Source organism: Kamptonema sp. PCC 6506 (genome assembly GCF_000180455.1).
GTDB lineage: Bacteria > Cyanobacteriota > Cyanobacteriia > Cyanobacteriales > Microcoleaceae > Kamptonema > Kamptonema formosum.
On record NZ_CACA01000368.1, the window covers coordinates 1 to 25,050 of the forward strand.

Annotated in this window: 25 protein-coding genes; 14 read left to right on the forward strand and 11 right to left on the reverse strand. The window is 44.5% G+C overall.

What is annotated here, in order from left to right; genetic code table 11:
• Positions 1-8: 8 nt before the first annotated feature.
• A complete protein-coding gene (locus tag OSCI_RS26610; RefSeq protein WP_083811339.1) occupies positions 9-620 on the forward strand; it encodes a ribonuclease HII in 612 nt (203 codons plus the stop codon).
• A 180-nt stretch (positions 621-800) separates the two neighbouring features.
• Here OSCI_RS26610 and OSCI_RS26615 read toward each other — a convergent pair whose 3' ends face one another.
• Together OSCI_RS26615 and OSCI_RS30470 are read right to left on the reverse strand one after the other, a co-directional pair.
• Entirely contained in the window at positions 801-3,836 is a 3,036-nt protein-coding gene (locus tag OSCI_RS26615) for a PAS domain S-box protein (RefSeq protein WP_007358332.1), read from the reverse strand.
• A 461-nt stretch (positions 3,837-4,297) separates the two neighbouring features.
• Entirely contained in the window at positions 4,298-4,513 is a 216-nt protein-coding gene (locus tag OSCI_RS30470) for a hypothetical protein (RefSeq protein WP_148288914.1), read from the reverse strand.
• 502 nt (positions 4,514-5,015) lie between these two features.
• Between OSCI_RS30470 and trpD the strand changes: the two genes are divergently transcribed.
• Complete coding sequence (gene trpD, locus OSCI_RS26620) at positions 5,016-6,161, forward strand: anthranilate phosphoribosyltransferase (protein ID WP_007358334.1); 1,146 nt, start codon at positions 5,016-5,018, stop codon at positions 6,159-6,161.
• 493 nt (positions 6,162-6,654) lie between these two features.
• Complete coding sequence (locus OSCI_RS26625; protein WP_007358335.1) at positions 6,655-9,306, forward strand: non-ribosomal peptide synthetase; 2,652 nt, start codon at positions 6,655-6,657, stop codon at positions 9,304-9,306.
• Between the two features lie 148 nt (positions 9,307-9,454).
• Here OSCI_RS26625 and OSCI_RS26630 read toward each other — a convergent pair whose 3' ends face one another.
• Positions 9,455-10,090, reverse strand: a complete 636-nt coding sequence (locus tag OSCI_RS26630) for a retropepsin-like aspartic protease family protein (RefSeq protein WP_007358336.1) — start codon at positions 10,088-10,090, stop codon at positions 9,455-9,457.
• Positions 10,091-10,367: 277 nt separating this feature from the next.
• Here OSCI_RS26630 and carA point away from each other — a divergent pair, with 277 nt between their 5' ends.
• The 5 genes from carA (at position 10,368) to OSCI_RS26655 (ending at position 14,495) form a co-directional block, all read left to right on the forward strand.
• Complete coding sequence (carA, locus tag OSCI_RS26635; protein ID WP_007358337.1) at positions 10,368-11,522, forward strand: glutamine-hydrolyzing carbamoyl-phosphate synthase small subunit; 1,155 nt, start codon at positions 10,368-10,370, stop codon at positions 11,520-11,522.
• Positions 11,523-11,850: 328 nt separating this feature from the next.
• Complete coding sequence (locus OSCI_RS26640) at positions 11,851-12,207, forward strand: STAS domain-containing protein (protein ID WP_007358338.1); 357 nt, start codon at positions 11,851-11,853, stop codon at positions 12,205-12,207.
• A 198-nt stretch (positions 12,208-12,405) separates the two neighbouring features.
• Positions 12,406-12,864, forward strand: coding sequence for a Mini-ribonuclease 3 (locus OSCI_RS26645; RefSeq protein WP_007358339.1), 459 nt, complete (start codon positions 12,406-12,408; stop codon positions 12,862-12,864).
• A gap of 162 nt (positions 12,865-13,026) precedes the next feature.
• The gene (rlmB, locus tag OSCI_RS26650; RefSeq protein ID WP_007358340.1) at positions 13,027-14,115 is read left to right on the forward strand and encodes a 23S rRNA (guanosine(2251)-2'-O)-methyltransferase RlmB; all 1,089 of its coding nucleotides are present in this window, start codon (positions 13,027-13,029) and stop codon (positions 14,113-14,115) included.
• A 98-nt stretch (positions 14,116-14,213) separates the two neighbouring features.
• Positions 14,214-14,495, forward strand: coding sequence for a DUF1816 domain-containing protein (locus OSCI_RS26655; RefSeq protein WP_007358341.1), 282 nt, complete (start codon positions 14,214-14,216; stop codon positions 14,493-14,495).
• Between the two features lie 77 nt (positions 14,496-14,572).
• Here the strand turns inward: OSCI_RS26655 and OSCI_RS30475 are convergent, their stop codons facing one another.
• From OSCI_RS30475 to OSCI_RS26665, 3 genes are all read right to left on the reverse strand, one after another.
• The gene (locus OSCI_RS30475) at positions 14,573-14,758 is read right to left on the reverse strand and encodes a hypothetical protein (protein WP_148288913.1); all 186 of its coding nucleotides are present in this window, start codon (positions 14,756-14,758) and stop codon (positions 14,573-14,575) included.
• Positions 14,746-15,564, reverse strand: a complete 819-nt coding sequence (locus tag OSCI_RS26660) for an alpha/beta fold hydrolase (protein WP_007358343.1) — start codon at positions 15,562-15,564, stop codon at positions 14,746-14,748. Before OSCI_RS26660 ends, OSCI_RS30475 begins: the two co-directional genes overlap by 13 nt.
• A gap of 149 nt (positions 15,565-15,713) precedes the next feature.
• Positions 15,714-17,015: a serine hydrolase gene (locus tag OSCI_RS26665; protein ID WP_007358344.1), complete on the reverse strand. Its 1,302-nt coding sequence runs from the start codon at positions 17,013-17,015 to the stop codon at positions 15,714-15,716.
• A 202-nt stretch (positions 17,016-17,217) separates the two neighbouring features.
• Here OSCI_RS26665 and OSCI_RS26670 point away from each other — a divergent pair, with 202 nt between their 5' ends.
• The 3 genes from OSCI_RS26670 to OSCI_RS26680 all read left to right on the forward strand — a co-directional run bounded on the left by OSCI_RS26670 (position 17,218) and on the right by OSCI_RS26680 (position 18,237).
• The gene (locus OSCI_RS26670) at positions 17,218-17,442 is read left to right on the forward strand and encodes a hypothetical protein (RefSeq protein WP_007358345.1); all 225 of its coding nucleotides are present in this window, start codon (positions 17,218-17,220) and stop codon (positions 17,440-17,442) included.
• Between the two features lie 200 nt (positions 17,443-17,642).
• On the forward strand, positions 17,643-17,894 hold the full coding sequence (locus tag OSCI_RS26675) for a DUF433 domain-containing protein (protein ID WP_007358346.1): 252 nt from the start codon (positions 17,643-17,645) through the stop codon (positions 17,892-17,894).
• Complete coding sequence (locus OSCI_RS26680; protein WP_007358347.1) at positions 17,878-18,237, forward strand: DUF5615 family PIN-like protein; 360 nt, start codon at positions 17,878-17,880, stop codon at positions 18,235-18,237. Before OSCI_RS26675 ends, OSCI_RS26680 begins: the two co-directional genes overlap by 17 nt.
• A gap of 138 nt (positions 18,238-18,375) precedes the next feature.
• Here OSCI_RS26680 and OSCI_RS26685 read toward each other — a convergent pair whose 3' ends face one another.
• The 4 genes from OSCI_RS26685 to OSCI_RS26700 all read right to left on the reverse strand — a co-directional run bounded on the left by OSCI_RS26685 (position 18,376) and on the right by OSCI_RS26700 (position 22,286).
• Positions 18,376-18,966: a phycobilisome rod-core linker polypeptide gene (locus tag OSCI_RS26685; protein WP_007358348.1), complete on the reverse strand. Its 591-nt coding sequence runs from the start codon at positions 18,964-18,966 to the stop codon at positions 18,376-18,378.
• Positions 18,967-19,107: 141 nt separating this feature from the next.
• Positions 19,108-19,620, reverse strand: coding sequence for a phycobilisome protein (locus OSCI_RS26690; RefSeq protein ID WP_007358349.1), 513 nt, complete (start codon positions 19,618-19,620; stop codon positions 19,108-19,110).
• Between the two features lie 102 nt (positions 19,621-19,722).
• Positions 19,723-21,039 (reverse strand): LCP family protein, encoded by a 1,317-nt coding sequence (locus OSCI_RS26695; protein WP_007358350.1) that lies wholly within the window; start codon positions 21,037-21,039, stop codon positions 19,723-19,725.
• 251 nt (positions 21,040-21,290) lie between these two features.
• The gene (locus tag OSCI_RS26700) at positions 21,291-22,286 is read right to left on the reverse strand and encodes an RNA-guided endonuclease InsQ/TnpB family protein (RefSeq protein ID WP_007358351.1); all 996 of its coding nucleotides are present in this window, start codon (positions 22,284-22,286) and stop codon (positions 21,291-21,293) included.
• A gap of 156 nt (positions 22,287-22,442) precedes the next feature.
• Here OSCI_RS26700 and OSCI_RS26705 point away from each other — a divergent pair, with 156 nt between their 5' ends.
• The 3 genes from OSCI_RS26705 (at position 22,443) to OSCI_RS26715 (ending at position 24,733) form a co-directional block, all read left to right on the forward strand.
• Positions 22,443-23,258, forward strand: coding sequence for a class I SAM-dependent methyltransferase (locus OSCI_RS26705; protein ID WP_007358352.1), 816 nt, complete (start codon positions 22,443-22,445; stop codon positions 23,256-23,258).
• The gene (locus OSCI_RS26710; RefSeq protein WP_234708835.1) at positions 23,239-23,595 is read left to right on the forward strand and encodes a hypothetical protein; all 357 of its coding nucleotides are present in this window, start codon (positions 23,239-23,241) and stop codon (positions 23,593-23,595) included. The genes OSCI_RS26705 and OSCI_RS26710 overlap by 20 nt, the downstream gene beginning before the upstream one ends.
• Positions 23,596-23,683: 88 nt before the next feature.
• Positions 23,684-24,733: a mannose-1-phosphate guanylyltransferase gene (locus OSCI_RS26715; protein WP_007358354.1), complete on the forward strand. Its 1,050-nt coding sequence runs from the start codon at positions 23,684-23,686 to the stop codon at positions 24,731-24,733.
• 40 nt (positions 24,734-24,773) lie between these two features.
• Here the strand turns inward: OSCI_RS26715 and OSCI_RS32555 are convergent, their stop codons facing one another.
• On the reverse strand, positions 24,774-25,001 hold the full coding sequence (locus OSCI_RS32555; protein WP_157135594.1) for a transposase: 228 nt from the start codon (positions 24,999-25,001) through the stop codon (positions 24,774-24,776).
• Between the last annotated feature and the right edge of the window lie 49 nt (positions 25,002-25,050).

The window sequence follows — 25,050 nt, forward strand, 5'->3', positions numbered from 1 at the left end:
TCTCCTCCATCCCCCCTCTCCCCCTCTCCCCATCCCTGATTGCAGGAGTCGATGAGGTAGGAAGGGGAGCGTGGTTTGGGCCGGTGGTGGCTGCTGCTTGCATTTTGCCACCGGAGGCGCTAGAGGAACTGACAGCTTTGGGAGTGCGGGATAGCAAACAATTGAGTCCTGCGGCGCGATCGCGGTTGGCAGTTAAAATCCAGGCTATGGCTGTTGATTGCCAAATTGGTGTAGCGTCTGTACGGGAGATCGACCGGATCAATATTTTGCAAGCTTCGCTGCTGGCGATGAAACGGGCGATTCTAAAACTCAATACTTTGCCTGAGCTTTGCCTGATTGACGGCAATCAGCGGATACCAAATTTGGTGGTTCCCAAGGCTGGCTACCCCTACGCGCAACAAACGATGATCCAAGGAGATCGGCGATCGCTTGTCATTGCTGCGGCTAGTATAGTTGCTAAGGTTTGGCGCGATGAGTTGATCGTCCGCATGGCTGTAAAATTCCCAGAATATGACTTGACAAATAATAAGGGTTATGGTACGCCAAAACATAGATTGGGTTTGGAGCGCTACGGTGTCTCCCCTTTCCATCGAACCTCTTTTAGTCCTTGTCGAAAATAGTATAGCTAGGGGCTAGGGGCTAGAGAAGAGGGGCTAGGGGCTAGGGGCTAGGGGCTAGGGAAGAAGGGAAGAAGGGAAGAAGGGGTTAAAGGCTAGGGGCTGGGGGCTAGAAAATAGGGCAAGAGAAGAAGAAAGTTCCTAATTTCTCTTAATCTCTACCTCTCTCTTCCCTTTATTTCCCTAGCCCCTAGCCCCTTCTTCAATAGGAATTTCGATCGTGAACTCCGATCCTTGTCCTGGGGTAGAAGTACAACTTAACTTACCGCCATGCTGTTCAACCACAATTTGGTAGCTAATTGATAGTCCTAAACCAGTACCTTTACCAGCAGGTTTTGTTGTAAAAAATGGATCGAATAGCTGCTTAGAAATTTCCTCACTCATACCGGGGCCATTGTCCGAAATGCGAATTATAGCATTGGAGGAACTAACTTCAGTTTTGATTTTAATCAGGCTGGGATTAGCCTTAATTTCAGTAATAGATCGGTTTTGATTATACTCATCAATTGCATCAATTGCATTACCAATCAAATTCATAAACACCTGATTAATCTTCCCAGCATAGCACTCAATCATTGGTAACTTTCCGTACTCCTTAACGACAGAAATTTCAGGATAGGCGGCACGAGCTTTCAGCCGACTTTGCAGAATCAGTAGCGTCCCTTCAATGCCTTCGTGAATATTTACTAAACTGGTTTTAGTGTCGTCCTTGCGAGAGAAATTTCGTAGCGATCGCACAATTTCGCGAATACGGTCTGCCCCAACGTGCATCGAAGACATCGCTTTAGGCAAATCTTCTAACAAAAACTCTAAATCTATCTCCTCAATTGTATTTTGAATAGCTGCCACTGGCTGGGGGTAATTCTGCTGGTACAACTCAACCAAATTGAGCAAATCTTCCGTGTAGTGACCGACATGGACAAGATTACCGCATACGGAATTTACGGGATTATTAATTTCATGAGCAACTCCAGCAATCATTTGACCTAGAGAAGACATTTTCTCAGTGTGAATTAATTGAGCTTGAGTCTGTTGTAGCTCATGCAAAGTTTTCTCTAACTGCGTCTTTTGCTCTCTGAGTTCGCATTGCGATCGCACAGCAAGATCCTCTGCCTGCTTGCGCTCAGTAATGTCAACGATCAGCCCCTCCAAAGCGAGTACATCTCCTGAATCCGAGAATACCCCAATCCCTTGTTCCCAAATCCATTTGAGTTCCCCCGCCTTAGAAGTAATGCGATAAGTTAACTGATAGGGTCGATTTTCCTGTAAAGCAATTTGGACAGCAGTCCACAAACGCTCCTGATCTTCTGGGTGAGTAATCTCTGACAGAGACAGTTTGCGATCGCCAACAAACTCGTCTGGGTGGTAGCCAGTTAACTGATAGCAACCTTCGCTGACAAATTCTAGACTGCGATCGGCATCGTTACGGAAGCGGTAAGCCATACCAGGTAAATTACCCATCAGTGTTGCCAAAGCTCGCTGGCTCTCCCGTAGAGCCTCCTCAACAGCTTTACGGTCAGTAATATCCGTCATCACAGCCAGCAAACACATCTCATCGCCCAGATTAATAATCTCAGCCGATAGCAGCACCACCACCACATTGCCAGACTTCATCCGCAACTCATATTCGCAGTTACGAACTACCTCTTGCTCGTGTAAAACTTGTCTTAATCTAGTTCTGTCTTCTACATTTACCCAAAGATTCAAGTCCGCTACAGTCTTGTCAATCACCTCATCAAGACGGTAATCCATTAAACTCAGAAAACTATCGTTAACCTCAATAAACCGTCCGTCAGCGAAGGAAGTAATAGTTATCGGATCGGGACTAGAGCGAAAAGCTTTAGAGAATTTTTCCTCTGAGGCCCGTAGCTGAGCTTCCGCCTTTTGACGTTCGGCAATTTCGCTTTGCAATTGCGCGATCGCCTCCTCTAACTGACTGGTACGCTCTTGAACCCGGCGTTCCAAATCCTCATTTGCCTGTTTGAGAGCTTCCTCAGCCATCACCCGGTAGGTAATATCACGCACTACCGCTTGCAGGCCTAACTTGCCTCCGATATCCATAGAAGTCAGTAATACCTCTGCCGGGAATTCCGAACCATCAAGGCGACAGTGCAGCCAGTCGAAACGGCAGTTTCCTATAGACAGAGCCGCAGCCATACGTTCCTGAACTAAAGTAGCTGAATCTTCGCCCCCCGGCTGTAGTCGAGGGCTAAATTCCAAGGGGTGCTTGCCTGTAAACTCATCTTTCCTGTTACATCCGAACAATTTTAAAGTTGCGGGATTGCAGTCTAAAAAGCCATTTTCATCAAGTAGCATCACTGCATCGGTAGTTGATTCGTACAAAGTACGGAATTTTTTTTCCGACTGTTGCAAAGAAGTGATTAATTGGGTTTTTTCCTCTGCCGCCCGTTTTTGCTCAGTAATATCCTGCGTAACTTGGCAAAAACCTCGTAATATTCCGCTTTCATCCCGTAAAGCCGTAACAATGATATTGGCCCAAAACTGGGAGCCATCCTTGCGAACTCGCCAGCCTTCATCTTCAAATCTACCTTGGGCTGTGGCTATCTCTAATTTTTCTGCTGGTTTGCCGAGATCGATTTCCTCCTGAGTGTAAAAGCAGCGAAAGTGGGAACCGATAATCTCGGTAGCTCGGTAGCCTAAAATACCTTCAGCTCCAGAGTTCCAACTAGCTACAAGACCATCAGTATCCAGCATGAAAATCGCATAGTCCTTGACTCCTTCAATTACTAAGCGGAGGCGTTCTCTTTCTTCACTAAGTGCGGCTTCTGCGTATTTGCGCTGAGTGATATCTTCGACAAAACCTTCATAATAAAGTAGTTCGCCGTTGGGGCCGCGAACTGCTCTTGCGTGTTCAGAAATCCAAATTATATTCCCATCTCGGCGGTAAATCTGCGATTCAAAATCCGATACCGCATCATGTTCTTGCAAGGCAGCAACGAACTCGTCACGTCGTTTAGGGTCTACATAAAGCTGCTGTTCGATGTCAGTCAGCCTTGCCATCATTTCTTCACGAGATTTGTAACCATAGAGCCGTGCTAAGGCGGGATTTGCACTGATATAGCGCCCGTCAGGGGTTGTTTGAAAAATGCCTGAAACAGCATTCTCAAACATACTGCGATATTTTGCTTCCATTTGGTGCAGTGCCTCCTCGATCCCCACTAAATCGAGCACATAGTTTGACCGTTGTTGGTTGCCCACTTCCGTACCTGTTTTCTTAGCTAAAGAACACAAAAAGCTTTGTTAGTGATTAATTTGGTAATTGGTAATTGGTAATTGGTAATCGCTAATCGCTAATTACCTATCTCCCCCCTCTCTTCCTCTTTGCCTAGCCCCTTCTTCTACAATTGGTAATTGGTAACTACTAATTACTAATTACTCATTAAAAGCAGTACCTATCCAATTTAAAACTGCTATAAATGCGTAAGCCCTAAATACGATTGTTTGTAGCCGATTTACCTTATTTCCAAGGATTTGTCTGGCAATTTAACACCCTGAGTCGATCTGTCAAGACTTACTTATTACTAAGATAAGGTGGAGCATCCCAATTTTATAGTAAGGGCGAAGCATTTCGGCAGCGTGCAGTTATTTGTTATAAACAGAGATTTACTGTCGGAATGCTTCGCCCCTAGAGAGCTATTTACAAAACTGGGATGATCCCGCTAGCCTCTGCTAGCGATCGCCCAGCATCTCTTTAACTGCGATCGCTGGCGTTCGCTTTTTACTTTCCTGCCTCCAAGAGCATTGCTGTCCCTAAAGTCTACAAGCCCCGAAATCTTGGCGGTTTTAGGGGCGGGACTTACCAAGCCACCTACACTATCGTGTAGATCGTGGGGCAAATCTCGACTCTTGTAAAGTCTCTCTAGGCATACTAGCAATTGAACATCCTACTTCAGCAGCTATTTCTCTGCCTTGAGGGTAGACCAACGCTACATACAAACTATCAGCTTTCAGGTTTAGAAAGAAAAGCTGAGTGTTTGTAAGCATTGGAACCAACTTCAAAATCAGAACTGGCAGCTCAAACCATTTGCTGCCTAGTTTTTTTCATCATCTCTGCCGATAGTCAATTTAAGCTGGTGGCATTAGGCTCTCGCTAGATGTGCGATCTATAAAATTCTCACAATCAGCGAGTCATAGTTGTATCAAAAAATTCAATCTTGGGCAGAGTTGGGCTCTGAAGTATGAAGTTTGTTTAAAGATCGTTTAGACCAATAAATTTGCGTCCACTATGATTCTTCATAGATCGAGTTGCAAGTCAATAGCAAGGTAAACTAGGGACTGGCAAGTTAGAGAACGATGCCGACGGCAAGTTTTGCTAAAGCCCTCTCAAACATCAAATCCTAAATCTCACGACATCTACACATCTAAGATAATCGATTGATGACTGATTCCCCCCCTTCACTCCAACAGCAAGACGCGGCTGCGGTTACGGCAGGCGTTGCCTCTCCCTCGGCAATCGCGCTGGATGCTTCTCTGTGGCCTGAATTGCTCCAACAACTGTTAGATCGTCAGTCCCTTAGTCGCGATCGCGCTGCTGACTTAATGCAAGGATGGCTAGCAGATGCTATTCCCCCAGCACTATCAGGTGCTATTCTAGCTGCTCTCCAAGCTAAAGGCATATCTGCCCAAGAGCTGGCTGGTATGGCTTATGTTTTGCAGTCTCAGTCTCTAGGGAGTTTTGAAGCAGAAAATTCTTCAATTCCCAACTCAAAGCTCAAAACTCAAAACTCCTTAATTGATACCTGCGGAACTGGTGGGGATGGAGCATCAACTTTTAATATTTCGACTGCGGTGGCGTTTGTAGCCGCCGCCAGTGGAATTGCAGTTGCTAAACACGGAAATCGTTCGGCCTCCAGCAAAGTTGGTTCTGCTGATGTTTTAGAAGCATTAGGTGTTAACTTGAACGCCTCTCCCGAAAAGGTTCATGCTGCTATTGAGGAAGTGGGGATCGCATTTCTATTTGCTCCCGGTTGGCATCCAGCCATGAAGGTTGTGGCTCCACTCAGGCGAACTCTGAAGGTGCGAACTGTGTTTAACCTTTTGGGCCCGTTGGTCAATCCCTTGCGGCCGAGGGGTCAAGTAATTGGCGTATTCGATTCAAAATTGGTGGTAATCGTCGCTGAAGCTTTGAGAGAATTGGGTACGGAAGTGGCGATCGTTTTACATGGTCGAGAAAAACTAGATGAGGCGGGATTGGGAGATATTACTGATTTAGCTATTTTGTCACAAGGAGAAGTGCAGCTCAGTGAATTGAATCCTGAAAAAATCGGCGTGACACCAGCAGCGATCGCATCTTTGCGAGGAGGGGATGTGGAAGAAAATTCCCAAATTTTACGGGATGTTCTTCAAGGCAAAGGAACCGACGCGCAACGGTCAGTCGTTGCTTTGAATGCGTCTTTGGCACTGCAAGTAGGAGGAGTTGTACCGCTAGGGGCTCACGAACAAGGGTTGTCTCTTGCCAACGATATCTTACTCAGCGGCAAAGCTTGGTTGAAGTTGGAAGAGTTGGTTAAGTTTATGCGCTGAAGGAAAAAGTTATTTATTCTAGTTAAAAGTGGTTTTTTTGAGCTAATTGGTTCTTCCATACTATAGCGGTTCTCAATTATTATGAGGTACAAATACGACCCTCCCTAGCCCCCTCTTGCAAAGGGGAAGAACCGTCCAAGCCCCCTTTCTAAGGGGGTTGGGGGTAGAGCTATTGTACCTCACCAGACAGAGAAATGCTATAGCTGTAATTAGATTAACTAGAAACTGATAAATTGCTTAAGCAATTTATCAGTTCGTAATTTTCAAAAATGCCTATATATAGCAACCGCTAAGGTGGTTAGGACATTTTAGTTTCCTCAAACCCTTAATTCTATTCCCTTCTTCCTCTTCTTTCCTGAGTATCGGAGCATAGTAGTCCCTCTTTTCCCCTTCTTCCTCTTCTTCCTCTTCTTCCTCTTCTTCCCCTAGCCCCTAGCCCCTAGCCCCTAGTCCCTAACCGCCTTAGCGGTTGCTATAGCTTTAGGATAATGCGATGTTTCCAGTTGGTAATTCAAGGGAATCAGTCAGTTTAAACTCTGTTAGCAATACTATTCAGGGGTTAATTGAATATCGCGTTGACCAACAGCCAGAGGCGAGGGCAATTAATTACCAAAACCACTGTCTGACCTATCAGCAACTCAATCACCGTGCTAACCAATTGGCTCATTACCTACTGAGTTTAGGTTTAGGTGCAGAGGCGCGGGTGTGTGTTTGTCTCCAGCCATCCCTAGAAATTGGTGTAGCTTTGCTAGGCATTTTGAAAGCCGGTGCAGTTTACGTTCCCCTCGATCCCTACTATCCCCGCGATCGCCTCGCCACGATTTTGGAGGACAACCAGCCCCAAGTTATCCTTACTCAGAAAGATGTATTACCAAATTTACCTGCAACTGGGTCAAAGGTTTTCTGTTGCGATCGCGATTGGCAAAGTATAGAGCATCTGTCCACCGACAACCCATCTGTCAATATTGACCTTGACCAGACAGCCTACATCATTTATACATCGGGGACTACTGGCAAACCCAAGGGCGTAACGATCGGTTATCGTAACTTGAGCCATTACATTTTGGTGGCCCAGGAACGTTTTGGTTTTGACCGTACCACGATAATGCCTGCGATCGCTCGCTTCAGTTTTAGTATCACCTTTTTTGAACTCCTATCTCCCTTAGTTGCGGGTGGCACTCTCACGATCCTAGAACGGAAACAGATATTAGATTTCCGTCAAATGTGCCAAATTTTAGAACAGATGACTGCGATCCATGCCTCCCCTAATCTGCTCAAAAAATTGCTAGCCTACATCGAAGATAACAGCATTGATTTGGCAAAGTTTAGCGGATTAAAGCACGTTTCTACTGGTGGCGATCTCGTTCCAGCCAACGTTCTTTTCGCTATGCAGCGGGTGTTCCAAAATGCCGAAATTCACGTCATTTATGGCTGTAGTGAAGTTAGTTGTATGGCTTGCTCCCACTTTGTATCCAGAGAGCAAACAATCACCAAAACCCTTGTCGGACAGCCGTTCCCTAATGTAGCAATTCGCCTATATGAGTCAGAACAAAAGTTGGTTGCTATTGGTGAAATCGGCGAGGTATATATCAGCGGGGCGGGTGTTGCTAAAGGCTATTTGGAACGACCAGAATTAACCACCGAAAAATTTGTCACCATTGACCAGGAGCGTTGGTATCGGACAGGCGATCGGGGACGTTTAGATGCCCAGGGAAATTTAGAAATTCTTGGTCGAACTGACTTCCAAATCAAGCTCAATGGCATTCGGATTGAACCAGGAGAAATCGAAGTTGTACTGCGACAAATTCCAGGGGTAAGAGAAACTGTGGTAGTGTGCCGGGAACTAAATAGTGGCGAATTGGGAATAGTCGCCTATCTGGTACTTCACTCCACCGATCCCCCGAAAATTGACGATATCCGTCGCTATCTCCAGAGCAAATTACCAGAATACATGGTTCCTGCTACCTTTGTAGTTTTGGACGCTCTACCCTTGAACCTCAATCAAAAAGTAGACCGTCAGGCACTTCCCGCCCCAAATTTTGACTCTGGCAATAAGTATATTGCTCCTCGTAATGAATTGGAAATTCAGCTAGCAAAGATTTGGGAACAGGTATTAGGGATCGAACCAATAGGAATCAAAGACAATTTTTTTGAATTGGGTGGTCATTCTCTAGTCGCTGTCAATTTATTAGCAAAAATTGGAAATATTTTTGATAAAAACTTGCCATTATCAATTTTATTTCAGCAGCAAACGATTGAAGAATTTGCTCATATTCTTTCCCAGCCAGAATGGACACCATCTTGGTCTTCGTTAGTCCCGATTCAAACAAAAGGAACGCAAACACCTTTATTCTTAATCCATGCAGTTGGTGGGAACCTTTTAGATTATCAAAAACTCATCTATCATCTAGGTCAAGATCGACCTATTTTTGGGTTACAATCAATCGGATTAGATGGCAAGCAAGAGCCGCTAGCTACTGTGGAAGCAATGGCTCTACACTACATCAATGAAATTAAGACCATTCAGCCTCATGGCCCCTATCTATTTTTTGGCTATTCTTTAGGGGGAATAGTCGCATTTGAGATGGCACAACAACTATATGCCCAAGGAGAGAAAATAAGATGGTTGGGAGTATGCGATATAGGTGTTGGTCATATCAGTAATGAGGAGAAAAATCAGGAGCGAAATGAGCGATATTTTGCTAAGTTTATCAAGCTTCACACAACAAATCTTGGGAAAATTAGTAGCTTTAAAGGAAAGTTAGAATATCTGTGGGATAGAATTTACTGTCGGCTAACTTTATATTACTACAAAAAGCATCTGGTTGGGGAGCTTTCTAAAAATAAAATTTCTCCTCCAGACTACTTATTAAAACTTTTAGATATCAATATGCAAGCTGACATGAATTACAGGTTCAAAATCTACCCAGGTTCTCTAGCTCTCTTTCGTTGCAAATATCAGGATGTGAAATATTACTTCAAGCCTGATTTGGGCTGGGGTGATGTAGTAGCTGGGGGGGTAGAGATTCACAATCTACGTGGGAGTCACTTCGATCTGATGACAGAACCTTGGGTAAAGTTTCTGGCTAAAGACTTGAAAGCATCTTTGGAAATTGGATCGTCTCGGACATATAGCAACCGCTAGGGCGCTTAGGGGCTAGGGGCTAGGGGCTAGGGACTAGGGAAATGAAGAGGGAAGCGGGGAAGAAGAGTTGAGAATCAGAGAGTCATTAAACATGAGTTATGTGAAGTTAAACACCCTCTTTCTTCTTCCCTCTTCCTTCTTCCTTCAGTTACGATCGCGATCGAAATTCTACTACATCTTGCTTAATGGTCACGTCTTTATTACCAAAAAAGTCATGTCCTAGCAATCCAATATCTAGTGTAGGTGCGATCGCTACCTGGATATTTTTGACCTCAAGCCCTCCAGCTTGCAAAGAAGTAACCTGGCCAAGTTGGAAAGTAGCTTCTCCATTAGGTGTTTTGGCTTTCACTGTTCCCTGTGGAACGATCCCCAAAGCTTTTGCCATTGCTGGCGTGATGACTGTACCACTAGCTCCCGAATCTACCATCATCTCAAATTTCTGTTTACCGTTAAAAGTGACATCAATCACGGGAATGTTACCCTCTCGGCGTTTAATTTTGGCTTGAAATACCCCTGAATTAACAGCCGTTGGGCCCAACTCTTGAGGAGTAATTCCACAAACGGATTCATTCAAACTGATAATTTTTCCAGAGGAGTTCCGCATGAAACATCCTTCGTATTCCTGGGCTACGGTTAAATAAGGAAGCATAGCTGTGTAAACCAGGATCGAGCCCGCAGTAGAAATAGCTGTGGCTACAAGCAGCAAGCGGTCTCGGAATTTTTGACCGTTCAGTTGTTGCGTTTTGAAGTTTGAGGTTGAAACTGGGTCAGATTGGTAAGGCATACTTTGGTCAAACGCTATAACACAATCATAGCTGCGATAACTGCCTGTGGGTATAAATTGACACTTTTTAGTTATGACTTAGATACTACATTATTGTTTGTAACGCCGCCCTCTGGGCGGTCAAAGATACCGCCCAGAGGGCGGCTTGCGTAAAGTGTACGTAAGTCCTATGAGTTTGACAGTTCCGGGAATTTAAGGTTAATATTTGTCGCGGGTTCCTACGCTCAAATACCTATTAAAGATAGAAACTTCAGAAGCAAAACCAATTAAAACTTCAATGTCACTTTCTACTGCACAACCAGCTCTTCTAGTTCTTGCCGACGGTACTGCGTATCGCGGCTGGTCGTTTGGCGCGAACGGCACTGTCGTCGGAGAGGTAGTGTTTAATACTGGCATGACGGGCTACCAAGAGGTCTTGACTGACCCTAGCTATTGTGGCCAAATTGTGACTTTTACCTATCCAGAATTAGGGAATACGGGGGTGAATGTCGAGGACGAAGAATCTCATGGGCCGCAAGTGCGGGCTGCGATCGCTCGCAACATCTGCCACAAGCCCAGCAATTGGCGTTCTACTCAGTCTTTGCCGGATTACCTTAAACACCACAGCATTCCCGGTATTTATGGGATCGATACTCGCGCTCTGACTCGGAAAATCCGCACAGTTGGGGCGATGAATGGGGGGATTTCTACGGAAATTCTTGACCCGGCTGAGTTGTTGGAGCAAGTACAGGAAGCTCCCAGTATGGCGGGATTGAATCTTGTTCGGCAAGTAACTACCAGTGAGGTTTATGAGTGGTCTGAACCCACAGAGTCTAACTGGGAATTTAGCGACGGTATTAACTCTGATGCTGAAATTTTGACTGTCGTGGCGATCGATTTTGGGATCAAGCGTAATATTCTACGACGTTTGGCCAGTTACGGCTGTCGGGTTGTTGTCGTACCCGCAAACACGCCGCCAGAGGAAATTCTCAAATACAAGCCAGACGGGATTTTCCTGTCGAATGGCCCGGGAGATCCAGCGACGGTTATAGAAGGGATCGAGACTACGAAGGCGCTGTTAAAGTCTGAAAAACCCATATTTGGGATCTGTATGGGACACCAAATTTTAGGTCGTTCTTTGGGTGCGGATACTTTTAAGCTGAAATTCGGACACAGGGGATTAAATCAACCAGCGGGTTTAACTGAGCGAATCGAGATTACTAGCCAAAATCACGGCTTTGCGATCGATCCCGATTCTCTAGCGGCGGATGTAGAAATTACTCACCTCAACCTCAACGATCGCACGGTGGCTGGTTTGCGGCACAAGTCGCTACCGTTGTTCTCGGTGCAGTACCACCCAGAGGCCAGTCCTGGCCCTCACGATGCTGACTATTTGTTTGAGCGTTTTGTGGAGGCAATGCGAGAGAATCGTAAGGTGGCTGTTGCTAGCTAAGAAATTGGTAATGGGTAATGGGTAATAGGTAATGGGTCATGGGTTAGTTTTGGCTGTCACCCTGGAATATTACCCATTAACGCCTCCTGTAAGTTTTCTCTAGTTCCGGGGATGTGGAGGGGTAATGATTTTATTGGTAGTTTTGCGATCGCACAGCTCTGCCCAACTTCCTTAAAAAGGGGTTAATAAAATTGAGATCCCCGTAAACTCTTTTAAAAAGGTGACAAATAAAACTGACATTGTATCAGTAGACAAAAGACAAAAAAACACATACAATAGAGCCTCGACTTAAGCACTATCTTGCTAGGAGGGTGTCATTCCTGAGCCATTGACCCTGACCGTTAGCCTCAGAGGCACTCGCGAAGTCAGGAATAACTATCAGCTATTTCGCTTGACAGGTTTACTGGACGCTTTTTCGGAGGCGACCTTTCGGAAAGTCCTGGACAAGTGTATTGAGGAAGGTCCAAAGCACGTAATTTTGGACTTGTCTCAAATAGACTTTGTTGACAGTTCCGGTTTGGGCGCACTTGTGCAGTTGGTCAAGAAAGCCCAAACTTTGGAAGGCACATTACAAATTGTCTCAAATCCCCGCGTGACCCAGACTGTCAAACTGGTTCGCTTAGAGAAGTTTTTATCTTTACAGCCTTCAGTGGATGAGGCGGTGAAAACTGTCAAGGAAGCTTGACAAACACAGGGGATAAATTTGGCTATCCGGTTCTTAATGCTGGATAGCAAATTTTTGTTGTCTTGCTGTAAAATAGCAATGGCAAGAAAAGATAAATGAGGCTGTGCGATCGCGGTATAGCTACCTAGCTACCCAAGTAATTAAAAAAGCAAGTGATTAAAGAAAAAAAAGTTTGGCGGAAGTCCTAAAACAGAATTTATGTCACCGATCGCAGACGATCCGCCAAGGCTGAGTCCGGCGGTCATGAGTTTGAAGCTTTTGGATTTAGAGGCGGGAAAGCTTGGGGAAATAGAAAGGATTTCACCAGCATCATGGGCTTATCTGGGAGATGCAGTCTATGAGCTGTTCGTCAGGATGTCCTACATAGTGCCGCCAAAGCGATCGCAAGCTTATCACGAGCTAGTAGTAGCGCAGGTACGAGCAGAAACTCAAGCTCGCCACCTGCGATCGCTCTCCCCTCACTTAAGCATCAAAGAATTAGAAATTGTCAAGAGAGGGCGCAATGCTACTGACCGCCGTCCTAAGCGGCTCGATCCCGAAATTTATCAACAGGCTACTAGCTTAGAAACGTTGGTGGGATATTTATACCTCACCGATCCCCAGAGATTAGCTCAACTGCTAGCCCTCATAGAACTTGACCAAGTTGCTAATGGCTAATGGCTAATGGCTAATGGCTAATGGCTAATGGCTAATGGCTAATTGCTAATTACCCATCTTCCCCATCTCCCCTTCTCCCCTTCTTCCGTCTTCCCTAGCCCCTAGCCCCTAGCCCCTAGCCCCTCTTTTTCCCATCTCCCACTCCTCCTTGTCTTTTTAAAGATGAAAAAACCTTCTAGACCGAACCTACAACGCAAACAGTCTGATAGTAAGCCTTTAAAGCTAAAGGGTCGCTATCTGGACGATAAACCAGCTTCTCGCGTCGAGCTAAAATCTCGTTCAGGGAATAGTAGTGTAACAGGGCCGATCAAGCGATCGCCCCATGCTGCTCAATCTCACGAACTCCCAATGCCAGTTGTTTCTAAAAGGGGCATAGTTAGAGCTGGGAATAGACCAGAGATAGTAGAAAAGAGCCATCTTAAAGATAGCGGCCCCGTTGACGAAACCGCCGCTAATCTCTCAGACGAAGAAACAGAGCTAATTTATGGTCGCCATAGCGTCCAGGCCGCTCTAGAAAAAGAGCGAACTCTTAATCGGATCTGGATTACCCCTCAACTCCGATACGATCCCCGGTTTCATAGCTTGGTCAATCAAGCTAAAGCCAATGGCAGCATTGTTGATGAAGTTGACTTCCGCCGACTAGATCAAATTACCGATCGCGCCATTCACCAAGGTATAGCCGCTCAAGTCTCTGCTTACGACTACAAAGAACTCAGCGAGTTGATCGCTCACGCTAAATCTGCTTCCGAGCAACCAGTGCTGGTAGTCGCCGAGGGTCTAAACGATCCCCACAACTTAGGAGCAATTATTCGGACAGCAGAAGCTCTGGGATCGCAGGGAATGGTGATCCCGCAGCGACGAGCTGTGGGGATCACAGCGACCGTGAGAAAAGTAGCCGCAGGAGCTTTAGAAAATTTCCCCGTAGCCAGAGTTGTCAACCTCAGCCGCGCCTTAGAAGAATTGAAAGCGGCTGGTTTTTGGATCTATGGCACTGCCGCAAAGGAGGGCAAAGCCATACACACAGTGCAGTTTACTGGCAAGTTAGCTCGACCAGTAGTTCTAGTTGTAGGCAGCGAAGGTGACGGTTTGAGTCTTTTGATACAGCGCTGCTGCGATGAATTGGTTTCAATTCCATTAAGGGGTAACACTCCGAGCCTTAATGTCTCAGTAGCTACTGGCATGGCTCTCTACGAGATTTATCGTCAACGTGGTCAATTAGGTTTCACCTTAATAAACAATCAGGGTGATTGAAAAAAGAAATGCAACAAAGTATAACAAAGTGTAAAGAACGAAGGCTCTCTGAGTTCCCGTAGCACCCTGGAAAAAATCAGCAAATTGATACAAGAATCATGAAAGAACTCTTAATTAGCTTGCTCAACTTCTTTGGACTGGCTTTGTGGGTGGAAGTCGTGACTGCGACTCCCCGCTGCACCTACTACTTTGGCCCTTTCCTAACGACTGCGGAGGCTAATGCCGCCAAAGTTGGTTACATTGAGGATTTGGAAAATGAAGGGGCACTAGGCATCAGTGCGTCGGTTAAACGCTGCAAGCCTGTCGATTTAACGATCGCCGACGACTTGGGAAAGATTGGTGAGCCAGGGGGCTGGCCAGTATTTAGCGGTCAGTCCTAGAAATTAGGACTTACGACTTGTGAGTTAACACCGTTCTAGCGGTATCTTTACTGCCGGGACGGTGGAGTTACAAACAATTAAGCAGTCACCGGGATGGAAAAGTAGGCTTTAAGGTGAGAGGATGTGTGGCGATCGTATCGGTCGCTGATATCATTGTCTGCCAATTTTGGGGACATCCGGAACACGAACCCAAATAAGCCACCCTCTGCCACCATAATTTGTGGCAAACGGGAACTGAGCGAACTGGCTGTTAGTTGTCCCAAGAGTGGCTGTCAATCCACTCGTCAATGTCAGCCAATAATTGGTCTGGGATCTCCCAAGGAAAAAGATGGGCTGTATTGGGGTAACAATACCACTGAGCATCTTTGAGGTGACGGGCTGTTTCTAAGCTTGACTCAGAGGTGATGTGACGATCGGCTTCACCTGCCAGAATTAAACAGGGACATTCGATCTGGGATAATTCCGCCAGTCGGTTGTATCCGGTTCTAAGGGCTTTATTTAGTGCTCCAGTGGCGGCCCTAGATGTCTGTAAGTAAGCGGGAGTAGCATCGGAAGCTAAGTATCGGTAGGCTGTGGCTGTGTGTTGCTGGATTAGATACCTGAAGAGCGAGCGCGCCCCAAAGGTGTTTATATTCCACTCCCAACTGGGTATCAACCAGTTGATGATTCCGGCGATACCAGTGTAGAGATAATCATCCCAGGCGATCGCGGGATGATTTCCTCTCGGTCTAGCAGCGGTAGCTACTAAAATTAGCCCCGTAACTCGCTGTGGGTAGCGGATTGCCAATTCGAGGGCTAAAATTCCTCCGAGTGACCATCCGAGTACCAAGCACTGCTGAATGTCAAATCTGTCTAGGAGTGCTTCGAGGTCGGCGAGGTGGTCTTCCATGTCAAAATTTTGGGTAGTACGGCTGCTACCGTAGCCGCGCAAGTCGGGGGAAAATGTCTGGAAACGCTGAGATAGGCGATCGGTAAAAACGGACATACATTGACCGGAACCGGGATGGCCATGCAGACAAAGTATAGGAAAGCCTTTGCCTTTGACATTAACGTTAAGTTGTAATACCATAACTTATCTATCTTTTAGGTGTAATTTGTATATTTATATTCATCGTAATTACCTGTAAAATCGAGTAAATTTAATACAATCGTGATAACTATGGATAATTTTATTTTTATACTTAGGAGTACTTACATAACGCCGCTTTAATTTTTAATTTAAAAAAGCTGTTTGTTGCGAACAATATAATCGGCAAGTTTAGTAATGCACTGGCGGATTTGTAAATCCCTACCGCTGCGATTATCAATCACAGTAATAATGTATCCCTCACCATCAATACTCATCGCTAAAGTAGTGCCAAGAACTAAGGAGTTTTCACCTGTTTTTTCTCCCAACCACTTAGCCTGAGTTCCTTCCAACGCAGCAAATCCCAATTTGCGATCGTACTGGCGACTTAAAGCATCTATTAACACCGAATTTCCTGGCATTTCGTGGTTATAAATTTGTACCATCATTTCCGTAAGTTCGTTGCTAGTCATGCGATTAGGGCCAGAACCGACATTAAATGGCATAGTTCTCTCCCCCATTAATTTGGAATGAACGCGAGTGACTTGATAGCCTCTATTTTCTAAAACTTGATTAATGTAATCTGTCCCTAAATAATCCATTAATTCATTAGTAGCAATGTTGCTGCTGTGGTCGATCATTTCTTCTACTAAAATTTTTAGGGGGTAACGTTTTCTAGATCGGATTTCTGATGCGTCTTCAGTGTAATTTCCGGGATTAACGTAGACTTCTTCGTTAATATTAATTTTTTCTTTAGTGACTTTGTGCATAAGTGCCACTGCGACTGGCACTTTGATTAAACTAGCTGGACTTCTAGGAGGCTGATTGCCTCGGAGGTGAATGCAGTTTCTAGAAAGACGACAAATAGAGATCATGGCTTCCTTAGACAAGCCACTTTCTATGGCGATTCGCCCTAAAATTTCTGATTTGGCACCATTTAATTCATCGTTAGCTGTATCTAAGTTTCGTTGATATTCTTGAATTTTAGAGTTTAATTTTGATGATTGAAATGAGTTTTGAGGAATTTCTCGCAGGTTATTGATGGCTTGTTGCCAGAGAAATTGTGCTTGTTGCTTGGTGGTAATAGACTGGTTTGGTAGACTTCCTATTTCTGAAGCTTGTTGGGCTCGACTGATTGCTTGTTCCCAGTTGTCATTTGCCCTTTGTTCTGAGAGAATTTGGACTTCTACGATCTGAAGATTTTGCCGCAGACTTTCGACGGTTTGGGGGGAAGGTTGGGGAAGGATGGAGGAAAAAAAGCTGGGTTGGGTTGGGAGGGATGGGTTTTCTAATTCGGCGATGAGGCGATCGCGCATTTGGTATAGTTCAGAAAGCGATCGGATGTTGGATGGTTGTGAGGTGGATTTTAGGATTGTTGCTACCTGTATCAATCCGATGCCGATGGCTATGGCTAAAGCTTTAGTTAGGTTTAGTTTTAAACGTGGAACCCCCATTGTTGACCTCTCAGACCAGGATAGATTTTATCTAAGCAGATAATGTGGCTCAAGTCAATAGAATGAGAGCGGGGTGTCGCTCTCTTGATAGTTTTGATATTTATCCTGATTGGGAGACTATTTTAAGGATTTATAAAACCTTTTCATCTCTGACTCAATTGAATTAGAATAAAACATGGATTTAAAAGTAAATTAAACAGGAATGGTACAATTGCAAAATGCAGTGCTGCAATTGATTAATGTTCAGTCACGAATTGCTAACTTACTTGCTTCTCTGGATGAAGATCGCCCAACTATTCTGAGAAAGCTAACCACCATTGAAAATAAACTGGACAGAATTTTAGACCAAGGAAACAGTAGTTTGTCCTACAAAAAGAGTTGGAGATTCAATTTCAATCCTGTTGCCTGCCAGAACTTTTGTGGTTAAATGTAAAGTTGATTTCATTATTCAAGTTTTAATTGGTTTTTACAAAATGTCTAGTTTAAGATTGTAACTATTAATTAGTAAAATGTCAAGATCGAGATAGATGATCGAGATAGCGATCGCTTCTTTTAAAGTTATGATATAATTACTAAGAGTTTACAACTAAACTTGTCCACTTCTTTTAATATAAAGGAGTAAAACCAGTGAAAATAGAAGAATTACTGCAAACAAGAGGAATTATTCACCGCGATCCAGAAATTATGAGCGGTGTACCTGTATTTGTCGGCACCCGCGTCCCCTTAAAGACTTTTTTCGACTACCTGGAAGGTGAAAGCGGTTTCACAGAATTTATTAATGATTTTCCTTACTTAGAAAGTCAGGCAATTAAAGTATTAGAAAATCTAACTAAGATGATGCTCTCGCTAGAAAGTAATAATAATGCTTATACTGCTTGATGAAAATCTATTGAGTCAAAAACTCAAGCAACCTTTCTTAGACGAGGGTCATTCAATCAGCAATGTTTATGACATGGGGTGGAGAGGCCTAAAAGACAGGGAAATTCTGGATAGATCGGAGACTCATCCTTTTGATGTTTTTATTACCGCTGATAAAAATCTCCCCTATCAACAAAATCTAGGAAGTCGTTTTATTAGAATTGTGGTATTAGATTCTAGCAGTACAAGACCCGACAATCTTCTACCTTTGATGAGACAAGTTAGCACTATGATATTATCGCTGCCAGTAGGTTCGGCAGTTCGTATTAATGATGCTGGGGATATTGTTTCGATTCTTCCTTGAGCGATTGCTGTTTCGCCCTTTTTCAAATAATCTAAAATAGCGCTCTCTCTTCCATTTTTGCCTTATACCAATTAGTTAAACCATTATAGTTACGCTTCAGCGCTCCTCAAACACTAAAGCGCAACTACTTACCAACTATTAAGAACGCAGGCGACTATAAGATACCCTCACAGGACGACAATGACCCGCATAACAATCTAAATCCAATTCGTGCCAGTAAAGAGTGGGGATACCCCAACCGCGTTGACCTGCGTGCTCTTTTCCGAGTAATTGGTTTTCCAAATAAGCGCTAGGAGACTCGTGCTTATCTTTCCGCCAATAGGGAACTGTAAAGGAACCAAAAGCGTGACGATACTCTTCTGAATCTACCAAAGCTGATATCATTGCTCCTACTCCCTGACGGATAAGCAACTGATCGCTTCCTCGAATTTCCTCTTCATTTTGCGGCGAACGTCCTAGAAAATGCTTAAAAGCATTTTCAATGAATTTAAGATTAGAACTGTTCTCGTAAAACCGTTCTAAATAAACTGGACAAAGTGCTAAGGTCTTGAGAAAGTGCCGAATGCCAATCTTCCCTTTAATAAAAGATGTCTCTAACTCCGCTAACTTGCGACGTTCGGCTAAGTATGGTTGGCGTTCTAATACCTGCTGATAAATTTGTTTGATCATCAAGGAGCGTTCTTCAGCAGAAGCTTGTTGATTGGCTGTGATTCGTGTTTGTAATGCCATTGTCTTTACTCCCAAGTGCATTTTGATATTGTGTCAAAACCCAGAATTCAGTAATTGTAGATTCCTTACAGAATTCATATTTTTCTTAACTTTTGCACCCTTCTAGCTAATGTCTTAAATACTAAATGCTCGAGCGATCGCTTAAACTTTGACTGCGCCTCGCTGCACTGTTGCCATCAGTTTAGCTGGTTTATCTAAAGCTTGCAAAACGATATCTATGTAAGGTAAAACTAACTGGCTAGCTGCTGTTGGTAGTTGCTCTTTAAGAATTTCCTCAAGGCAACAATAAGCTTTGAGACAAGGAAGGTTCTTCTGATGAGCCTCTAGAATATTTGCTAACCACAAGCTTAGGCATTCTTTAAAAAACTGTTGGTCATCCCGCAGAATTGCCAGGGCTGTGATGCAAATAGTCATTTTCATGTCATATATACAGCGCTGAGAATGCTTTTGCACAATATCAGGGTGTACTAACATGAATTTTTTCATCGCCTGCGTTACCAGACTATCGGATTTCTCTCGTAGAAGTTCATAAGTTTTTGACCTGACAGAGAATGTTTGCACATACCGTTGCATTGCCTGAAGCTCTGTACTATTGAGATAGCGACCCTCACTTTGATTGATTATAGTCTCCCAGGCGGCATTAATTCCGGGCATTTTCACAGCCTCTTTTTTGACTTATTACTTTTAATTTGATGCCAAAATGTTGATAAGTCAAGGGTTTGATGCAATTGTTAATATTGTGAAAGAATCATAAAGTTATCGATTTGCCCAATCTTCTCCGAGCCGAATGGTTAAGTCTGAAGCGATTTCACCTGTAGAATTTGCTTCAATTTTGCCACCGCCTAAAGCTTTTTTGAGGATGTCGGCTGCTGCTAAGTCCCCACGCTGGACGATAATCTGGCTCTGGCGCTGTCGGTCTGGCCAATCTTCGGCGACTGAGATATTATCAAATCCTTTGTCGGCGAGATATGTGGTAAGGCGTGTAGCTGCTTGGGGATTGCTAGAAGCGTTTTGGATAGAAATTTTGAGGTCGCGGGGCAAGATGGGGTCGTATTCGCTGCGCGATCGCCCTGTGAGTGCAAAATCAGGAGCGCCAACCTTAAAAAATTGGGACATAACGCGATCGCGTCCTGCGGGGTCTACAATCCAATAACTCCGAAAGTCTTCCTCACTAGAACTCGAACTGCCAGGTAACATCACCATTTTGAAGTTATCTCGATCCAATTGCAGACCAAAAGTCCCCAGAGTCAGGATTTCCTCAAAACTGAGATTGGTGTCAACGTACTTTTGCATCACGCGGATAATTTGCGGTAAACGCGGAAGCGTTGCGGGACTGCTAAGGCGTTTCCAAACAGATTGGATTAAACTTTGTTGTCGCTGGATGCGGCCGATATCTCCTAACCCATCATTGCGGAACCTAGCAAACTGATCTGCCTGTTCTCCATTCAGGGTTTGCCACCCTTGCACTAAATTAATATTTAACTGCTGGGCGTTGTCCGTGTAGTTCATCGCACGGGGTACGAATACGTCTACGCCGCCTAAAAGATCGACTAATTCCCGAAATGCACCCGTACTTACGCGGACATAACGCTCAATAGGCAGATTATTGAGAGTATTGCTAAGGACTTTGGCTGTTAAAGCTTGACCCCCTTGAGCGTTAGCTTCGCTAATTTTGGTTTGACCAATATTGGGAAGCTCGACTTGGGTATCTCGTGGGATGGAGAGTAAGTTGATAGAGCGATCGCTAGGATCGATTCGCACTAGCAATATTGTATCGCTGCGACCGTTAAAGGCTTGGGAAGAATTGGGGGAGGCTTCTGGTACGCGATCGACTCCCATGACTAAGATGTTAACAGGGCGAGATAGGCGGTATTCAAGGCGGTTGGGTGCTCCCGTGAATGTGTCATAGGTGTCTAGGGCCTTGGAGATGATTTCAGGCTCTACAGGGGCGATCAGAGCGGTAATTGCGCCAAAAATTGCTCCAAAGGTGGCTGATGCAGTCGCGATTAATAATAGAAGAAAGATCCAAAACAGCGATCGAGCTACCTTGGGTTGTGGGCGTGAGGGAATCATAGGTCTTAATTTTAGATTTTTGGTTTTAGATTTTAGATCGCGTGGGATAGCGGGGGAAGGGCGACCGTGGAACATTGATAGCAAGGGATCGGAATGTTAATGTTAGGACAGATTTAGTATCAGAGGGCGAGTTAGAAAAGTTGCAAAACTTAGACCTGAGAGGGTAATGAGGTCAGCGATTTTAACCACTTCCCCTTTTTAGTCAAGCTGTTTAATTTTGACACTCCCCGGTCTGTCATACGCAGGGATTCTTAAGGACAAAATGAGGGGGATGAATCCCGCCAAAGTTTAATTCTTAAAGGGTTTGTCAGCAACCCGCTACCCACTCGCTCAATAATTGAGTCTGTGGCTACTTTTGATTTGCGGATGATATTTGCCGCGCCATTAACATCTGCATTCAGAATTAATTTCTGAGCCGAACGGTACAAACCTCGTTTGATTCTTTTACCTGATGGCTGCCAATTGTCGGGTTTTTCACCAACTTTCACTGGCAGACAATCTCGGTCTTTGGGCAACTTACGTTTAGCGTGTTCTGATTGAACTCGCGCTTTTTGCTTGTTAAACCATTGGTTCCAAGACTTCAATTTGTGACCATCGACAATAAAGGGATTACCATTACTAGAAACACAGGTCAACCAGTTATTGATACCATGATCGATGCCTAGAATTCCCGTTACTTCCAAGCTGCAACTAGGGGCTTGTTCAGTCAGAGATTCGTGGACATATTCAATCCATACCTCACCATTTCTAGGGATTAGCCTGAGTTCTTTGAGCGGGCAACCTTTGATGCGTTCAGGTAATGGAACCCAGAGAGCATCTGCCCCAAAGTGTTCTTTTCCTTTGGTTCCCAGAGGTAGTCTCACTCGATTGCCGACTATTTTCAAGGCTTGTCCCGGATAAGAGACTTGGTACATACCGCCTTTGGTTCTATATTTGGGTAGTCTCGGCTTTTGATTAAGTTTTCCTTTCTTAGCCAGCCTTTCTAAGCCTCGGAAAGAGCTAAAGGATTCGGCGACAGATTTGAGGGATTGTTGAGCTACTTGTGAGTGAAGCAATCCGTAATTTTCATTGGCTTTGGTTATTTTGTACAGTTCGGGATATTTAACTGCGCTTCTATCCCTAAAGTATCGTTGCCGACTTTCGTAAGTTCCCACATTAAACAAATTGTTCGACCATCTCAATACTTGCTCGACAATAGATTTATCGCGCCCTGTTAAATGCCAGATATCTTTTTGCACTGCATACATTTGGTTTCACCTCCTTTGATTTATTGTACTATACTTGGAATATCTAACTGGGAGACTAAAGTCTCCCGTCCCCTTTCATCCCTGGACTAAAGTCGCAGGGTTTTCAGGGTATTTCTTATAAAATACGCTCTCATTTCCCCATTACCGAAATTTTTTATGACTAGCAAGGAAGAGGCGATCGCGAAGATCGAAACAATTTTTAATGCCGCATCCGATCGCTTTGACGCTCCAGCCTTATCTTTCTGGAGTCGTTTTGGGCAACAAACGATCGATCGACTTTCGCTTAGTTCTGGAGATCGTGTTTTAGACGTTTGTTGTGGGACTGGTGCTTCTGCAATTCCCGCAGCAATATCTGTAGGTGCGACTGGACAGGTGCTAGGTATAGATATTGCCGAATCCTTACTGGAACTGGCACGCAATAAGTCACAGCAGCAAGGTCTTGAAAATATAGAATTTCGATATGGCGATTTTGAAAATCTAGGGCTACCCAGCGAGAGTTTTGACGCAATTGTTTGTGTTTTCGGGATTTTCTTTGTTCCAGATATGATTGCAGCAGTTCGAGAACTTTGGCGAATGGTTCGTCCTGGGGGGAAACTAGCGATTACTTCCTGGGGAGAGAAAGTGTTTGAACCTGCAAACCAAATATTCTGGAATACGATTGAGGCGGAACGTCCAGACTTGGTTAAAAAATTTACACCCTGGGATCGTATTAGCGATCGCGCCTCGCTCAAGGCACTCCTAGAAGCGGGTGGCGCGACACAGATAGAGGTTTTTGCCGAAGCTGTCACCCATGAACTGAATTCTCCTGAAGATTGGTGGACGATGATTTTGGGTGGGGGGCTCAGGGGTACGATTGACCAATTGAACTCAGTGGCAAGGGAGCGTGTGCGACAAGCGAATCTGGAATTTCTGCGGACTAATGAAGTTCATAAACTGGAGGTAAATGTCTTGTATGCGATCGCGCAGAAGTAAGTCATTCGAGGCTGCTAAAAAATTCAGGAGTAACAACTATATGGCAGATATTTGTTTTACTAATAGAGAAAAAATTCTGGAAATCATCAATACATCAAGTCGGCTTAAATATCTTCTGACTTTTACGTATAAAATTTCGCTCGATGATATTATTTCCGTTCGAGTAGATGGTGACAACTTCAAGATCGATGTCAATACTGAAGCAGATATGTTTCGTTTCAAAGCCAAAAGTTTAGATAATGTAATAATGAAAAATCCTGAAAGCGAGATTATGGAATTAAAATTCGATCCAGCATTAGCGCAAGCTATTTACAACATTGTGGATGAATATGTGTAGTAAGTAGAAGGAAGAAGGCTTTGCCGCGATCGTCAGCCATTTTGCTATTAAAATTAAATCATGCAAACTCTAAAATCCTAAATAAATTATGATTCCTGTTATTCTCGCTGGTGGTAAGGGTGAACGTTTCTGGCCTTTGAGTCGCAAACATCGACCAAAACAGTTTTTGAGTCTGGATGGCAGTGGTAAGAGTTTGTTGCAAGCTACGGCTGAGCGTTTATTGCCGTTGGCTGGGGGTTGGGATGGTTTGTGGGTGGTGACATCTGCACAGTTGGCGGATGGGGTGCGGGAACAGTTACCCTTATTGCCAGTCGAGAATTTGTTGGCGGAACCGGAGGGACGGGATACGGCCCCAGCGGTGGCGTGGACTGCGATCGAGACTTCTCGGCGTTATGGTGAAGATGCGGTGGTGGGATTTTTCCCGGCAGATCATTGGATTGCGGAACCGGAGGTGTTTGAGGCGACTTTGGCGGCGGCGGCTGAGTTGGCTGTGAGTAGGGATGCGATCGCAACTTTGGGAGTAAAACCTAGTTATGCTTCGACTGGCTACGGCTATATTGAGCAAGGTGAGGAAATTGGTAGTTTTGGGGGATTTCCAGCTTATCGGGTGGCGAGGTTTACGGAAAAGCCTGATATCAAGACGGCTGAGGAATTTTTAGCTACTGGTAGGTTTAGTTGGAATGGCGGAATTTTTGTGTTTCGGGTGGGGGTGGTATTGGCAGAGTTGCGGGATTATGTACCGGAAATGATGGCGGCTTTGGAAGCGAAGGGTGCGGCTGCTTATCACGATTTGCCGAAGATTAGTATTGATTATGCGTTGATGGAGAAGACACAGAAGGCTTACGTTTTGCCTGTGGCTTTTGGTTGGGATGATTTGGGAGATTGGAATGCGATCGCGCGTTTGTTGCAGGGAGATAAGGCTAATGTAGAGTTAGCAAATCATGTGGGAATTGATACGAGTGGGGGAATTTTTTATGCGGCGGATGATGCTGAGGTAATTGTAACTATTGGTTTGGAAGATGTGGTGGTGGTGCGAGATGGGAATGTGACTTTGATTGTGAAGAAGGAGAGGACTCAGGAGATTAAGAAAGTATTGAAGGTTTTGGGGGAGGATGCGACTTTGAGAGATTTGCTTTAATTACGATCCTCGTTCAATAACTTATACCAATTCTCCAAAATTATGCAACAGTAGCTAGGGCTGATAAAATATAGTCCCATCCGGCTATAGATGCTATTTCTTCTGTTGAAAGTTCTCCCAGAAAAACGCAAACTTTTTCTTTAAGACCCTCTAGATTTTCATAGATTCCCCAACTTAGTTCTTGTTTTATGTGTGACCATATTCTCTCAATTGGATTCAATTCAGGACTGTATGGTGGTTGAAAAATAAGTAAAATGTTATCCGGTATTTTTAGCCTACTACTTTATGGAACTTTCCATTATCCAATTGGATAACAT